13 protein-coding genes are annotated in these 14,670 nt (G+C 54.8%); 7 read left to right on the top strand and 6 right to left on the bottom strand.

What is annotated here, in order from left to right:
* Positions 1 to 71 precede the first annotated feature (71 nt).
* The 5 genes from eno to tpiA all read right to left on the bottom strand — a co-directional run bounded on the left by eno (position 72) and on the right by tpiA (position 5,347).
* Positions 72 to 1,343, bottom strand: a complete 1,272-nt coding sequence (gene eno / locus JF44_RS0115065) for a phosphopyruvate hydratase (RefSeq protein ID WP_033069768.1) — start codon at positions 1,341 to 1,343, stop codon at positions 72 to 74.
* Between the two features lie 104 nt (positions 1,344 to 1,447).
* Positions 1,448 to 2,305, bottom strand: a complete 858-nt coding sequence (gene kdsA, locus JF44_RS0115070; RefSeq protein ID WP_033069769.1) for a 3-deoxy-8-phosphooctulonate synthase — start codon at positions 2,303 to 2,305, stop codon at positions 1,448 to 1,450.
* Positions 2,306 to 2,360: 55 nt separating this feature from the next.
* Positions 2,361 to 3,989 (bottom strand): CTP synthase, encoded by a 1,629-nt coding sequence (locus JF44_RS0115075; RefSeq protein WP_033069770.1) that lies wholly within the window; start codon positions 3,987 to 3,989, stop codon positions 2,361 to 2,363.
* Between the two features lie 125 nt (positions 3,990 to 4,114).
* On the bottom strand, positions 4,115 to 4,456 hold the full coding sequence (gene secG, locus JF44_RS0115080; RefSeq protein ID WP_033069771.1) for a preprotein translocase subunit SecG: 342 nt from the start codon (positions 4,454 to 4,456) through the stop codon (positions 4,115 to 4,117).
* 135 nt (positions 4,457 to 4,591) lie between these two features.
* Positions 4,592 to 5,347 (bottom strand): triose-phosphate isomerase, encoded by a 756-nt coding sequence (gene tpiA, locus JF44_RS0115085; protein ID WP_033069772.1) that lies wholly within the window; start codon positions 5,345 to 5,347, stop codon positions 4,592 to 4,594.
* A 330-nt stretch (positions 5,348 to 5,677) separates the two neighbouring features.
* Here tpiA and JF44_RS0115090 point away from each other — a divergent pair, with 330 nt between their 5' ends.
* A complete protein-coding gene (locus JF44_RS0115090) occupies positions 5,678 to 7,570 on the top strand; it encodes a SurA N-terminal domain-containing protein (RefSeq protein WP_033069773.1) in 1,893 nt (630 codons plus the stop codon).
* Between the two features lie 88 nt (positions 7,571 to 7,658).
* Positions 7,659 to 9,158 (top strand): anthranilate synthase component I, encoded by a 1,500-nt coding sequence (trpE, locus tag JF44_RS0115095; protein ID WP_033069774.1) that lies wholly within the window; start codon positions 7,659 to 7,661, stop codon positions 9,156 to 9,158.
* 134 nt (positions 9,159 to 9,292) lie between these two features.
* Here the strand turns inward: trpE and JF44_RS0115100 are convergent, their stop codons facing one another.
* Complete coding sequence (locus JF44_RS0115100; protein ID WP_033069775.1) at positions 9,293 to 10,522, bottom strand: divergent polysaccharide deacetylase family protein; 1,230 nt, start codon at positions 10,520 to 10,522, stop codon at positions 9,293 to 9,295.
* Positions 10,523 to 10,792: 270 nt separating this feature from the next.
* Here JF44_RS0115100 and JF44_RS0115105 point away from each other — a divergent pair, with 270 nt between their 5' ends.
* The 5 genes from JF44_RS0115105 (at position 10,793) to lexA (ending at position 14,589) form a co-directional block, all read left to right on the top strand.
* Positions 10,793 to 11,365, top strand: coding sequence for an anthranilate synthase component II (locus tag JF44_RS0115105; protein ID WP_033069776.1), 573 nt, complete (start codon positions 10,793 to 10,795; stop codon positions 11,363 to 11,365).
* A 33-nt stretch (positions 11,366 to 11,398) separates the two neighbouring features.
* Positions 11,399 to 12,433 (top strand): anthranilate phosphoribosyltransferase, encoded by a 1,035-nt coding sequence (trpD, locus tag JF44_RS0115110; RefSeq protein WP_033069777.1) that lies wholly within the window; start codon positions 11,399 to 11,401, stop codon positions 12,431 to 12,433.
* Positions 12,430 to 13,227, top strand: a complete 798-nt coding sequence (gene trpC / locus JF44_RS0115115) for an indole-3-glycerol phosphate synthase TrpC (protein ID WP_033069778.1) — start codon at positions 12,430 to 12,432, stop codon at positions 13,225 to 13,227. The genes trpD and trpC overlap by 4 nt, the downstream gene beginning before the upstream one ends.
* Before the next feature lie 13 nt (positions 13,228 to 13,240).
* Positions 13,241 to 13,720: a cyclic pyranopterin monophosphate synthase MoaC gene (moaC, locus tag JF44_RS0115120; RefSeq protein ID WP_033069779.1), complete on the top strand. Its 480-nt coding sequence runs from the start codon at positions 13,241 to 13,243 to the stop codon at positions 13,718 to 13,720.
* 161 nt (positions 13,721 to 13,881) lie between these two features.
* The gene (lexA, locus tag JF44_RS0115125; protein WP_033069780.1) at positions 13,882 to 14,589 is read left to right on the top strand and encodes a transcriptional repressor LexA; all 708 of its coding nucleotides are present in this window, start codon (positions 13,882 to 13,884) and stop codon (positions 14,587 to 14,589) included.
* The last annotated feature ends 81 nt before the right edge of the window (positions 14,590 to 14,670 follow it).

Below are 14,670 nucleotides of genomic sequence, written 5' to 3' on the forward strand. Positions count from 1 at the left end.
TCACAAACGAAAACAGGCCACACCTTAACGCGGTGTGGCCTGCAAAATGGTTTGTGGATGCTGTTGCGCAGTTACTTCAGGATCGAACGCCCCGGGAAGTATGCACCGGCATCAAGCAGCTCTTCAATACGGATAAGCTGATTGTATTTCGCCATGCGGTCCGAACGCGACAGCGAACCGGTTTTGATCTGACCACAGTTGGTGGCAACTGCCAGGTCTGCGATGGTCGAATCTTCGGTTTCGCCCGAACGGTGCGACATCACTGCCGTGTAACCGGCACGGTGCGCCATCTCGACAGCTTCAAGGGTTTCAGAAAGCGTGCCGATCTGGTTGACCTTAACAAGGATCGAGTTGGCAACGCCCTTTTTGATACCGTCAGCAAGACGTTTCGGGTTGGTCACAAACAGATCATCCCCGACAAGCTGGGTTTTTGCACCAATGGCAGAAGTCAGCTCTGCCCAGCCATCCCAGTCATCTTCGGCCATGCCGTCTTCGATGGAGAAGATCGGGTATTTGCTGACGAGATCGGCCCAGTATTTGACCATGCCGCTGGAATCAAGGGTCTTGCCCTCGCCTGCCAGAACGTATTTGCCATCCTTGTAGAATTCGGTCGATGCGGCATCAAGTGCCAGCACCACGTCTTCTTCCGGGCGGTAACCAGCAGCTTCGATTGACTTCATGATATAGCCAATTGCCGCTTCCGTTGATGCGATGTTCGGGGCAAAGCCACCTTCGTCACCAACATTGGTGTTCAGACCATCTGCCGACAGTGCCTTTTTCAGGTTGTGGAAGATTTCTGCACCCATGCGGATGGCATCCGAACCGGTTTCTGCCGAGACCGGCACAACCATGAATTCCTGCACATCGATCGGGTTATCGGCATGTTCACCGCCGTTGATGATGTTCATCATCGGTACCGGCAGCGTGCGGGCAAAGGACCCGCCAACATAACGGTACAACGGCAGACCTGCGTCTTCGGCTGCGGCCTTGGCGGTTGCAAGCGACACACCAAGAATGGCGTTTGCGCCCAGACGGCCTTTGTTTTCGGTGCCATCAAGATCAATCATGATGTTATCAACAGCCAACTGGTCTTCGGCATCCATGCCAGCCAGCGCTTCGAAAATTTCACCATTCACAGATGCGACCGCCTTGGTCACACCCTTGCCAAGGTAGCGCTCTTCCTTGTCACGCAGCTCGACAGCTTCATGCGCACCGGTCGATGCACCCGACGGAACGGCAGCACGACCAAAGGCGCCATTTTCCAGGGTGACATCTACTTCGACCGTCGGGTTACCACGGCTGTCAAGGATTTCGCGGCCGCGAATATCAATAATAGCGGTCATGACAGAAACGTTCTCCTCACTGGTAGGAACCATACCTGAACATCAGGCATGCAGGTTACAGTAAAAAAGAATGCCGCCAATCACTGACTGGCGGCATCTGATAATCATGCGTCGAACATATCCAGACGAACCGGATTGGCTTTTGCCACTTTGTCCAGCTCCATCAGGACCGAAAGAACTTCGGGCAATTTGTTCAACGGGATTTGGTTCGGGCCATCGGAAATGGCCGTCGCCGGGTTGTCGTGGGTTTCGATAAACAGTGCTGCGATACCAACCGACACGGCGGCACGGGCCAGAACAGGCGCGAACTGGCGCTGACCACCAGACGTGGTGCCCTGCCCTCCGGGCTGCTGTACCGAATGGGTGGCATCGAAGACAACTGGGTAGCCCTGCTGGGCCATGGTGGGAAGTCCACGGAAGTCCGTGACAAGCGTGTTATAGCCAAAGCTGGTTCCACGGTCACAGAGCATAATATTTTCATTGCCGGTTGCGGCCAGATTGTTGGCAACATTGGCCATGTCCCAAGGGGCCAGGAACTGACCCTTTTTGACATTAACCACACGTCCGGTCTTGCCCGCCGCCTCCAACAGATCTGCCTGACGGCACAGGAACGCCGGAATCTGAAGAATGTCGGCCACTTCGGCAACGGCATCACACTGATCAGGCAAATGCACGTCCGTTACAATCGGAAGGCCTGTGGTTTCCTTGACCTCAGCAAGAATATCAAGCCCCTCACGCAGGCCAACGCCGCGCTTTGACGTGGTGCTGGTCCGGTTGGCCTTGTCAAACGAGCTTTTATAAACAAGCCCGATGCCAAGCCCTTCAGACAGTTCCTTGAGCGCTTGGGACATTTCCAAAGCGTGTTGGCGGCTTTCAATCGCGCACGGCCCCGCCAAAACAGCAAAAGGCTTGTCGTTGGCGATGTCGATATTCCCGACCTTGACGGTTTTAATTTCGGTCATTGCAATGACTTTCAGTCGATCACTTATGCTGTCAGGCAGTCAGACTGCCGCTTGGTTACACCAGACGGCTGCGCTCTTTGGCGGCCTTGATATAGGATACAAACAGCGGATGCGGATCAAGCGGACGCGACCGCAGTTCCGGGTGGAACTGAACGCCAATAAACCACGGATGATCCGGGTATTCGACGATTTCCGGCAAACGACCATCCGGCGACAATCCCGAGAATTTAAGCCCGTTCTCTTCAAGCTGCGGCATGAAGTTGACGTTCACCTCATAACGATGGCGGTGACGCTCAAGGACGGTTTCGTTGCCATAGATCTCGCGCGCATGCGTGCCTTCAACAAGTTTGCACTCATAGTTGCCCAACCGCATGGTGCCGCCCAGATCATCGTCATCCGAACGACGTTCGACCGAGCCGCCATCTTTCGCCCATTCGGTCATCAGACCAACAAGCGGTGTTTTGGTCGGGCCAAATTCGGACGAGGACGCATCCTTGATACCCGCAAGATTACGCGCGGCTTCAAGAACCGCCATCTGCATGCCAAAGCAAATACCGAAATACGGGACCTTGTTTTCACGGGCATAGCGTGCTGCGGCAATTTTGCCTTCTGTGCCACGTTCACCAAAGCCACCCGGCACCATGATCGCATCAAGCTTGGACAGAATTTCGCTGACGTTGTCTTCTTTTTCCAGCGCGTCGGATGCAATCCATTCCAGATTGACACGTACCTTGTTGGCAATACCGCCATGGGTCAGCGCTTCGGTCAGGGATTTATAGGCATCGGGCAGCTGGATGTATTTGCCGACAATACCAATCGTTACTTGACCTTCCGGATTTCGGATGGTGTTGCAGATATCTTCCCACGGCTGCAGATCAGGTTCCTGCGCCTGCAGGCCGAAATGATGAAGCACTTCGTTATCGAGACCATACTGATGATAGCTGATCGGCACCTGATAGATGTTATCAACATCATAGGCCGGAATAACAGCCGCTTCGCGCACGTTACAGAAACGCGCGATCTTGCGGCGTTCATTGATCGGAATTTCACGATCGCAACGGCACAGAAGAATGTCTGGCTGAATACCGACACTCTGCAATTCCTTGACCGAGTGCTGGGTCGGCTTGGTTTTAAGCTCACCTGCCGAAGAGATATACGGAATAAGCGTCAAATGCATGAACAACGCACGACCGTCACCAAGGTCATTGCCCATCTGACGGATCGCTTCAAGGAATGGCAGGCTTTCAATATCGCCAACCGTCCCGCCGATCTCGACAAGGACAAAGTCCTCGGTCGCATCAGACATCACGAATTCCTTGATCGCATCGGTGATGTGCGGAATGACCTGAACCGTCCCGCCAAGGTAATCCCCGCGGCGCTCACGTGCGATCACGTTGGAATAAATACGTCCAGTGGTGACGTTATCAGAACGGCGCGATGATACGCCGGTAAAGCGTTCATAGTGACCAAGATCAAGGTCGGTCTCCGCACCATCTTCGGTAACATAGCATTCGCCATGCTGATACGGGCTCATGGTGCCCGGATCGACGTTGATATAGGGATCAAGCTTGCGCAGACGAACTGTAAAGCCACGTGCCTGTAACGAAGCACCCAAAGCAGCGGACGCCAGGCCTTTGCCCAACGAAGAAACAACGCCACCGGTGATAAAGATATAACGAGTCATTTCTTTGCCTCATCTCAAAGCACAAAGCCTCGGTTCAATGCCATTTAGTGCATCACGAACCGGGAAATACAACAATCAAAAATTGAGGCGGCTAGTTTGCCGCCTCGGGTCGTCGGTTAATTTGTTTATCGGGTCGGGGCCGCGGGCCCGCTTTCCTCGGCCGGTTCAGTGACCGCCGGTGCTTGCTCCGGCGCCTGATCAAGGATCGAGGTTGATTGGGTATGGGTGTTGGACTGAAGGGCAAGAATGATGCTGGTGATCATAAATGCACCGGCCAGAATCGCTGTGGTACGGGTCAGTAGATTTGCAGCGCCGCGTGAACTCATCACGCCGAAGCCTCCGCCGCCTCCGCCGCCGCCACTATTGCCACCGATACCAAGCCCACCGCCCTCGCTGCGCTGCACGAGAATCACGGCGATCAGGCCGAGCGCAAGAAGAAGGTGGATTACCAGAATGACTGTTTGCATGGTCTCGAAACTCTTGTCCTAAATCTTCCGATCCGAACGCAGTTTGCCCCGGATCGGGCATAAATTTGATGCGTATTTAACGCGTTTTATGGCTGTTGGCTAGAGCATATTGAATTAAATCTGCACCACTGTCGGTTAAGCGCAGGATTCAATAATTTGCCAGAAATCTTCAACCTTGAGGCTCGCCCCGCCGACAAGGGCACCATCAACATCGGCAAGCCCCAGCAATTCTGCAGCGTTGGATGGCTTGACCGAACCGCCATAAAGAATCCGGAACTGATCGCCATCGTCAAACCGTGCAACAAGCTCGGCACGAATGGCCGAATGTACTTCTGCCACTTCCTCAACGCTTGCGGTGCGTCCGGTACCAATCGCCCAGACAGGCTCATATGCCACGACTGTATTCTTCGCGGTTGCCCCGTCCGGCAACGAAACCGCCACCTGCCCGTTTACAACCGGAAGCGTCGCACCAAGATCACGTTCTTCTTCGGTTTCGCCAACGCAAACCACCGCAACAAGGCCCGCATCGTGTGCGCTCAGTGCCTTTTTACGAATATCGGTAGAACTTTCACCATGATCGGCGCGACGTTCGGAATGACCAACCAGAACATATTCTGCGCCAATATCAGCAAGCATCGTCGCGGCAAGATCACCGGTATGCGCGCCCGACATTGCCGCATGGCAATCCTGACCACCAATCGAAACAGCACTGCCCTTGGTAACGCCAACCGCCTCTGACAGAAGCGTTGCAGGCGGGCAAACAAGAACATCACAACCAAGGGACCCTTTTTCAGCAGCCTTTGCCGCAAGTCCGGATGCCAGCGCAAGACCATCTGCACGCAAACAGTTCATTTTCCAGTTTCCGGCAATCAGGGGACGGCGTTGGGTCATTGAAGGATACCTCGTGCTGATCAATTTCAGATTTTTGTCCTTGTAACAAAACCCGCAAGCACCCCGTTGCGGTCGTTACGGTTTGTTACAAGATCAGGTTCGACGCGGGTTTTAGCATGTCATCCCACCCGGGCCAAGTCCCCGAAAACGCTGGTTGATGTATTTAATGCCAAGGTGGCGCAATCTTCGATGCAATCGCCTGTTGCCGCCCTTACCTCTCGCCATTAAGATGCCCGGCAAATTTCGTCGGGTTCATCGCCCGCACGACCATAATTAAACGTCATCGACATACCTTGTCGATGTCAAACCACGGATTGTTAGGCTTATCATATGCTTGCTGGCATTCGCACATTTTCGAAATCAATCTTTGCCAAGATTATCTTTGGCGTGATTGCACTGAGCTTCGTGATCTGGGGCCTGAACGCGTCGATGCTTAATCTTGGCACGTCACGTGAAGTTGCCGAAATCGGCAGCCAGAAGATCACCCCGGTCGAACTGGACCGCGCTTTCCAGCGCAGCGTTCAGAATATGCGAAACATGTTCGGTCCGAACTTCAACCAGCAGCAGGCCATTCAAATGGGCCTTCTGAACAATACGGTGCAGTCGCTCGTATCGCAAAAGGTCCTGCGTGAAGATGCCAGGAACATCGGTATCGGCATCAGCGATGAAAAAGTTCGCGACCAGATTTTCTCGTCTGACAGCTTCAAGGACCCGACCACCGGCCAGTTCAGCCGTGATCGTTTCATGCAGGCACTCTATCAGGCGGGCTATACCGAACAGGAATTCATCAATGGTGTACGTGGCGACATGATGAGCCAGCAGGTCGTTGGCAGCCTGACGGGCACCGCAAGCGTTCCCGACATCATGGCGCGTCAGATCGTTGCCTATCGCAATGAACAGCGCAGCGGTTCCTTCTTCGCGCTAAATGCGGCAGAATTTGCGGATATCGCGGTTGCCGATGATGCAACACTTCGCACCTATCACGAAGATAATGCCGCACAGTTTACCGCACCGGAAAGCCGGGACGTAACCCTGGCAACATTAAGTGCGGCCGACCTGATCCCGACCATCACGCTCACCGAAGACGAAATTGCTGAATCCTATGCTCAGCGTGAAGCGGAATTCCAGACCCCGGAAAAACGTGCTGTCGAACAGATTCTGTTTTCCCCAAATGAAGAACAGTCTGCCCGCGAGGCATACAACCGACTGACGGAAGGTGCCGACTTCATGGCTGTTGCCAAAGACGCCGGCATGGACGAAGCCATGGTCAAACTCGGTGAATTCACAGCAAATGACATTTTGCCGGATCTGAGCGAAGCAACCTTCACACTTGAAGAAGGCGGCATCTCCGAGCCGGTTGAAACCGCGCTTGGCTGGCACATCATTCGTGTTCCGTCGATCACCCCGGGCAGTACGCAAACTCTTGACGAAGTGCGTGACATCATCGTCGAAGATCTAAAGCAGTTCAAAGCCGAAGACGCCATCTACGATCTGGCCGCAAGCTTTGACGAAGAACTTGGTGCTGGCACCCCGATTGAAGACGCGGCACGTGATGTAGGTGCGCGCACCTACAAGCTTGACGGCGTTGTTCGCGGCGAAGGTCTTGCCGGTCAGAATGTTGATGGCGCAGATGAAATCAACGCCAAGATCTTCGAACTCGAAAACGGCGAGGAAAGCTTCCTAGAAGAAACTGCAACCGGCACCCGTTATGTTGTCCGCATCGAAAACGTGACCCCTTCTGCACTTCGCCCGTTTGACGAGGTTCGTGAAGACGTTGTCGCAGCATGGACCGCCGAAGAACGTCAGCGCCTGATGATGGAAAAGGCCGAAGAACTGGCTGGCAACATCAATAATTCCGGTGCCGATATCGCAACGCTGGCTTCTGAAAACGGTGCAAGTGTTCGTGAAACCGGCATGACCCGCCGTACCGGACAGGGTCTTGCTGATGACATCAACCCGGCTGTTGCTGCTGCGCTGTTCACCCTTGAAGACGGCAAGGCCAAAGCCGTTCAAACCGGTGCAGACGTGGTCGTCGTCAAGCTTGATGAAATTCAGGCCGCCGACATCAACACCGCAGATGCCGCACCGGTGAATGATGAACTCAAGGAAGCCCTGAACGAGGACATCCTGGCCCAATATCTCAATCACCTGAACGAGGAAATCTCGGTCAGCGTAAACAACAGCGTGATCAACGAGCTTTATATGCCCGCCGCTGCAAACTGATCCGCACCCAAGGGCGACCGGAAAATCCGGTCGCCCTTTTCTGTTACGCAGCCCAATTCCCACACCGCCCCCCGACATCGGACAAGCCATGGAAATCAAACCGGATTTCACCAGTTTCAAGCAAAATTACGATAACGGCATTTCACAGGTTCTTTGGACCTCCTTGACGGCCGACCTTGATACGCCGGTTTCGGCCTTTCTCAAGATCGCCGAAGGCATGCCAAACACCTATTTGCTTGAATCTGTTGAAGGCGGATCGGTTCGCGGACGTTATTCCTTCCTTGGTCTCAAGCCCGATCTGATCTGGCGCTGCTTTGGCGACAAGGCCGAACTCAATCGTCGTGCGATGGCCGATGCGGATGCCTTTGTCGCCGAGGCCGACGCCCCGCTTGATAGCCTCAAGAAACTGATTGCCGAAAGCTATATCGAACTGCCTGATAACCTGCCGCCCATGAGTGCCGGTCTGGTTGGCTATATGGGCTATGACACCGTCCGTCTGATGGAAAAGCTGCCCGATAGCAACAAGGATGAACTCGACGTCCCCGACGGCATCTTCATCCGCCCGACCGTCACGGCAAGTTTTGATACCATCGAAGACACCGTTACCGTTGTCTCGCCGGTCCGCCCTGAAAACGGCATCTCTGCCGATGCGGCCTACGATCTGGCCTGTGCGCGGCTTAATGACGTGGTCCAGCAGTTCCAGCGCAACCTGTTTATCGACCGTCGCTCCAAATCCGTGCCCGACACCCTGCCCGATCCAACGGTCAGCGTCACCGAGGCCGGGTTCCACGACATGGTTGAAAAGGCCAAGGATTATATCCGCGCCGGTGATATCTTTCAGGTGGTGCTGTCACAACGCTATACGCTGCCCTATCAGCTCCCGCCCTTTGCCTTTTACCGCGCATTGCGGCGCATCAACCCGTCGCCGTTTATGTTCTATCTTGATATCGGCGGGTTTCAGGTCGTCGGCGCCAGCCCGGAAATCCTCGTGCGGCTCCGCGACGGCGAAGTCACCATTCGCCCGATTGCCGGAACGCGCAGGCGCGGCAAAACACCCGAAGACGATAAGGTCATGGCGCAAGACCTGCTCGATGATCCCAAGGAACGCTCGGAACATCTGATGCTGCTTGATCTGGGCCGCAATGATGTCGGGCGCGTGTCCAAACCGGGCACGGTCCGCGTCACCGACCGCGAACAGATCGAATATTATTCCCACGTCATGCACATCGTCTCAAACGTCGTCGGCCAAATTGACGAAACCAAATACGATGCCATGGATGCGCTCAAGGCCGGCTTCCCGGCCGGCACCGTTTCGGGTGCGCCCAAAGTCCGCGCCATGGAAATCATTGATGAACTGGAATCGGTTCGACGCGGCATCTATGCTGGATGTATCGGCTATATCTCGGCCGATGGCTCGATGGATACCTGCATCGCGCTGCGCACCGCCGTCATCAAGGACGAGAAAATCCACATTCAGGCCGGTGCCGGTGTCGTTGTCGACAGCCAACCGGAACTTGAACACAAGGAATGCCAGAACAAGGCCGGCGCCCTTATGGCCGCCGCCCGCGAAGCCCATCGGTTTTCCTGATAGCAACAAACCATAACAGATACGAAAATCGTCATTCCGTGCGAAGCAACGCGTAGACCCGGAATCCATCTCGCTCCGCACAACAGATTCCCGCCTTCGCGGGAATGACGATTTTTTGCGGTTTGCGGGTTCGCCTACCCCGTCACACTCTGCATCGACCGGCGCAGGACATCGCTAATCGGCACCAACGCAAATCCCTTGGCCTGAATTTCGGGAATCCATTTCGCAAGCGCGCCAAGCGTCAGATCACGTGGATGCCCAATTGCAATCGCATAGCCCTGTTGCTTGGCAACACGTTCGGTACGGGCAAGCATCTCGGCGATTTTGGTTGCGTCATCGGCGTCATCAATAAAGATATCACGCGTCAGTGCCGGAACACCAAAACTGCCCGCGGTTGAATAGGCCACGGACTGCGCACTGGTGCGGGAATCCAGGAACATCAACCCGCGTGCCTTCATGACCTCCATAACGATCTGCATACGTTCGGAATCCGCGGTGAATTTGCTGCCCATGTGATTATTCACCCCGACATAGCCGTCGAAACGATCAAGCATCCAGTTCATTTCATTCAGGATCGTCTTGCGGTCATAGCTTGCCAATAACGCATGCGGCCCCGGATCAATTGAACTTGATGACGGCTCCATCGGCATATGAAGCATAACTTCATGACCTGCGCTGCGCGCTGCGTTCACCTGCGACTGCAGGTCGCGCGCATAGGGCAAATACGCAATCGTGATTTGTCCCGGCAGTTCAACCGTGCGGGCGGTTCGAGGTTGATCAAGGCCTGCGTCATCAATCACAATCGCAATGACGGGCCTATCCCCGGCATCGGGTGTCAGGGCCGCAAATTTACGCCACGGCATATCGCCATCATATGGCCCGACCACAGACGTCGCGGTATCGCTGCCACTGTCCCCGGGCAAAATATCGCTGTTTTGCGACGGCTTTGCTTGTGACGGCATGGGCGCAACATCAGATAACCTCTGTTTAACTGGTGCCCTGTCCTCTTTCTCTGCGTTAGTGCCGCCAACAAGATAACCCGTGCGCCCGCGCTCGGAGATTGTGCTTTCTTCCGACAGCTTGTAATCCTTGCGCAACATCGGGGTTGGCTCGGGCTCGGCCAAATCATAATTGGGGGCCTTTTGGTCAGCAGCGCGACCAAGCTCATCAGATGCCCGGTCAAGTTCAAGCATGCTGCCAACGGCAATGATGGCCGAAAGTGTGCCCGCAACAAAGGCCCCGCCCAACATCAGGCGACCAATGCCACCCGATTTCTTTTTCGGGGCAGTCTTTTTACGGTTGGATTTCTTGGGTGCCGCCTTTTTACGTTTGGCGGTTGTTGCCCGGGTTGCCCGGCGTGCCACGCTGTGGTCTCCAGTATTCGTTGGCTGGGTGCTCGTAGCGGCTGCTTTTATCCTAAGACAGCCCCTTCCCATATGGTGATTATACACCGATCCTGTCGGCGGTTCTTTTGATCTTTTTAAAACGGTTCTGGTTAGCGCCCGGTTAAAGAACTTTGACGATCAGGTGGCAACGGTATTTATATCGCGAAAACCCCTTGTTCTGCTTCTGCTTGACGTAGCGACAATGGCGTTTATTCTCTGCCGATCTTAATGTGCGTGAGCCCGCTTTTTATGTATCTCCTCATCGACAATTACGACAGTTTCACATTCAATCTGTGGCACTATCTGCGCGAACTCGGCCCCGAGGTCGAAGTGCGCCGTAACGATGAAATCACGGTAAATGAGGCCATGGCACTCAATCCCGAAGGCATTGTGATTTCACCGGGCCCTTGTGACCCGGAACGGGCCGGTATCTGCCTTGATCTGATCAAGGCCGCCGCAGGCAAGGTCAAATTGCTTGGCGTGTGCCTTGGCCATCAATCCATCGGTCAGGCCTTTGGCGGCAAGGTGATCCGTGCGCCCGAATGCATGCATGGCAAGACCGATGCGATGAAACATGCTGGCGCAAGCGTTTTTGCAGGCCTGCCCAGCCCGTTTGAAGCCACCCGGTATCATTCGCTGGTGATTGAACGCGAAACTTTGCCCGACAGTCTTGAAATCACCGCCCAAAGCGGAGATGGTCTGATTATGGGCGTGCGTCACAAAACCCATCAAATTCATGGTGTGCAGTTCCATCCCGAAAGCATTGCCTCGGAACATGGCCACGCCCTGCTTAAGAATTTTATCGACTATACCGGTGCATGAGCCTGCACCGGATCGCAAACCAAGGAAAACCCGATGTCGACTGATCATGATATGAAGCCAATTCTGGCCAAAGTCGCAGATGGCGAAAAACTGACCGAAAGCATGGCCGAAGCGGCCTTTAACGTGCTGATGTCCGGTCAGGCAACGCCATCGCAGATGGGGGCTTTCCTGATGGGGTTGCGTCTTCGCGGTGAAACCATTGACGAAATCACAGGCGCCGCACGGGTGATGCGCGAAAAGGCAACCGGGATCGTTGCACCGGAAAATGCGGTTGATACCTGTGGCACAGGTGGTGATGGCAGCGGCACATACAATATTTCGACCGGGGCTGCGATTGTTGCGGCGGCTGCGGGTGCCACCGTTGCCAAGCACGGCAACCGCGCGGCATCGTCAAAGTCCGGTTCGGCGGATGTTTTGATGGCGCTTGGTGTTAATCTTGATGCAGATATGAAGCTTCTGGAAAAGGCGCTTCGCGACATCAATCTGTGCTTCATGATGGCAACCCGTCATCATTCGGCGATGCGTCATGTCATGCCGACCCGTGTTGAAATGGGCACACGCACCATCTTTAACCTGCTCGGTCCACTTGCCAACCCGGCAAAGACCAAACGTCAGGTTCTTGGTGTCTTTGACAAGCAATGGGTCGAACCGATTGCACATGTTCTCAACCGGCTTGGGTCGGTTCACGCCTGGGTTGTTCATGGTCATAGTGGCCTTGACGAAATATCTACCACGGGACCGACTTTTGTTGCCGAGGTCAAAGACGGCACCGTGACAACCTTTGAAATCACGCCCGGTGATTTTGGTTTGGAAACAGCAAGCCTTGATGATCTTAAGGGCGGCGATGCCGATATGAACGCAAAGGCCATTCTTGATCTTCTGTCGGCCAAGAAAAGCCCCTATCGCGATATTGTCCTGATGAATGCAGGTGCAGCTTTGGTCGTAACCGGTGTTGCCCGCGATCTTGCCGATGGCATTGGCAAGGCATCTGCGGCAATCGATAGCGGTGCAGCCGCAGAAACGCTTCAGGGTCTTGTAAGCATCACCAACGAAGGAAACGCAGCGTGAGCGACGTTCTTGAAAAAATCTGCAATGACAAACGGGATCATGTCGCGGCCTGCAAGGCCCGCAAGACACTCGGCACGCTGGAAGCAGAAGCCAAAGCACAGTCGGCACCGCGCGGCTTTATCAAGGCGCTTGAAACCAGCGTTGCTGAGGGTCGGTATGGTCTGATTGCCGAAATCAAAAAGGCCTCTCCGTCCAAGGGGCTGATCCGCCCGGATTTCAATCCGCCGGAACTGGCAAAATCTTATCAGGCGGGGGGCGCAAGCTGCCTTTCGGTTCTGACAGATGTTCCCTATTTTCAAGGTGATGACAGCTACCTTGTTGCCGCCCGTGCGGCGGTCGACCTTCCGGCCCTTCGCAAGGATTTCATGGTCGATCCCTATCAGGTGACCGAGGCCCGCGCACTTGGCGCGGATTGCATCCTGTTGATCATGGCGGCCCTCGACGATGAACTGGCGGCCGACCTTGAAGATGCCGCCCATTCGCTTGGCATGGATGTTTTGATCGAAGTTCACAATGCGCCGGAACTTGAACGCGCACTTAAGCTGAAATCACGCTTGGTCGGGGTGAACAACCGTAACCTCAAGACCATGGAAATATCCCTGACCACGACCGAAGAACTGGCCGGCATGGTCGGTGGTGACCGCCTGTTGGTGGCAGAAAGTGGCCTGTTTACGCCAGATGATCTGTCGCGGATGGCAAAGGTCGGTGCGCAATGCTTCCTGATCGGCGAAAGCCTGATGCGCCAGGACGACGTCACAACCGCCACCCGCAATCTTCTTGGCCTTGCGGCCTGATTGGCACAAACACATGGCAGACAAGCTTTCCCATATTGATGCCGGTGGCAATGCGGTGATGGTCGATATTTCGGCCAAGGCGGAAACCGCGCGCATCGCCATTGCCAAGGCGCGGGTTCTGATGTCAGCCGAAACCGCGAAACTGATCGCGGAGCGCGGCCATAAAAAGGGGGATGTTCTTGGCATCGCCCAGCTTGCCGGGATCATGGGGGCAAAAAAGACCCCCGATCTGATCCCGCTGTGTCACCCCCTGCCCCTGACATCTGTTACGGTGGATCTGGAACTGGCCGGTGACGTTGATGCAGTTGATATCACCGCGACCTGCAAGACGACTGGCAAGACCGGTGTCGAGATGGAAGCCTTGACTGCGGCTTCGGTTGCAGCCCTCACGGTTTTTGACATGTGCAAGGCGGTTGATAAAGGTATGAGGATTACCGATTTGCGCGTCACCCGGAAAGAAGGTGGCAAGTCGGGCACCTTTGTTGCGGACTGATCCGCATTTTGCCTTCTGCACCATTATTCATATTTTTTGAAAAGTCAGCCCGATTGTTCGATCATTTTGTTCAATCAGATCGGCATGCTTGACCGGCTAAAAGAACTAAAGTAGAACACTTATGTATCCTTTTTGTTCTTTTTACTGGTTCGGGAAAAATCATGCTGACGCGCAAGCAATATGAGTTGCTGGTCTATATAGACAATTACCTTCGCGACCACGGGATTTCGCCGTCTTTCGATGAAATGAAAGAGGCCCTGAACCTTAAATCCAAATCCGGCATTCATCGCCTGATCACCGGGCTTGAGGAACGCGGGTTTATCCGCCGCCTCGCCCATCGTGCGCGCGCACTTGAAGTTGTCCGCCTGCCTGAAAACAGTGATGATGACGCAGCGGAAACGCCAAATAATGTGACCTCCATTGCCAGCGCACGAAAGGCACCGCACCGCCCGGCAACCGTGTCATCGGCCTTTTCGGAAGCCAGCGAGTCAATCGGATTGCCGCTTTATGGCCGGATTGCTGCAGGTACGCCGATTGAAGCGCTTCGGGATCAAAGCACCATGGTGCAAGTCCCGGCTAACCTTCTTGGCAGCGGTGATCATTACGCGCTTGAGGTATCGGGCGATTCAATGGTTGAGGCAGGAATTCTGGATGGCGACACCGTTCTGATCCAGCGGTGCGAACAGGCCCATGATGGCACGATCGTTGTCGCCCTTGTCGATGACAGTGAAGCGACCCTGAAGCGTCTGAAACGCGGCCGCAATGAAGTTTTACTGGAACCTGCCAATGCACGCTATGAAACGCGGTCTTTGACACCTGACCGTGTCCGCATTCAGGGACGTTTGGTCGGCCTGCTGCGCCAATACTAGTCGCCCCATCGCCGATCCAGCCCAAACCCAAACCGTCAAAACACCCGGCGCGCCGTGCCCGGGTGTTTTTGCGTGGTGCCC

The sequence above is a fragment of the Thalassospira australica genome, assembly GCF_000763295.1.
GTDB lineage: Bacteria > Pseudomonadota > Alphaproteobacteria > Rhodospirillales > Thalassospiraceae > Thalassospira > Thalassospira australica.

What these genes read in the sequence shown, in the direction of transcription:
- eno (WP_033069768.1), bottom strand. Translation starts at nt 1,343, where the DNA reads ATGACCGCTATTATTGATATTCGCGGCCGCGAAATCCTTGACAGCCGT.
- kdsA (WP_033069769.1), bottom strand. Translation starts at nt 2,305, where the DNA reads ATGACCGAAATTAAAACCGTCAAGGTCGGGAATATCGACATCGCCAAC.
- JF44_RS0115075 (WP_033069770.1), bottom strand. Translation starts at nt 3,989, where the DNA reads ATGACTCGTTATATCTTTATCACCGGTGGCGTTGTTTCTTCGTTGGGC.
- secG (WP_033069771.1), bottom strand. Translation starts at nt 4,456, where the DNA reads ATGCAAACAGTCATTCTGGTAATCCACCTTCTTCTTGCGCTCGGCCTG.
- tpiA (WP_033069772.1), bottom strand. Translation starts at nt 5,347, where the DNA reads ATGACCCAACGCCGTCCCCTGATTGCCGGAAACTGGAAAATGAACTGT.
- JF44_RS0115090 (WP_033069773.1), top strand. Translation starts at nt 5,678, where the DNA reads ATGCTTGCTGGCATTCGCACATTTTCGAAATCAATCTTTGCCAAGATT.
- trpE (WP_033069774.1), top strand. Translation starts at nt 7,659, where the DNA reads ATGGAAATCAAACCGGATTTCACCAGTTTCAAGCAAAATTACGATAAC.
- JF44_RS0115105 (WP_033069776.1), top strand. Translation starts at nt 10,793, where the DNA reads ATGTATCTCCTCATCGACAATTACGACAGTTTCACATTCAATCTGTGG.
- trpD (WP_033069777.1), top strand. Translation starts at nt 11,399, where the DNA reads ATGTCGACTGATCATGATATGAAGCCAATTCTGGCCAAAGTCGCAGAT.
- moaC (WP_033069779.1), top strand. Translation starts at nt 13,241, where the DNA reads ATGGCAGACAAGCTTTCCCATATTGATGCCGGTGGCAATGCGGTGATG.
- lexA (WP_033069780.1), top strand. Translation starts at nt 13,882, where the DNA reads ATGCTGACGCGCAAGCAATATGAGTTGCTGGTCTATATAGACAATTAC.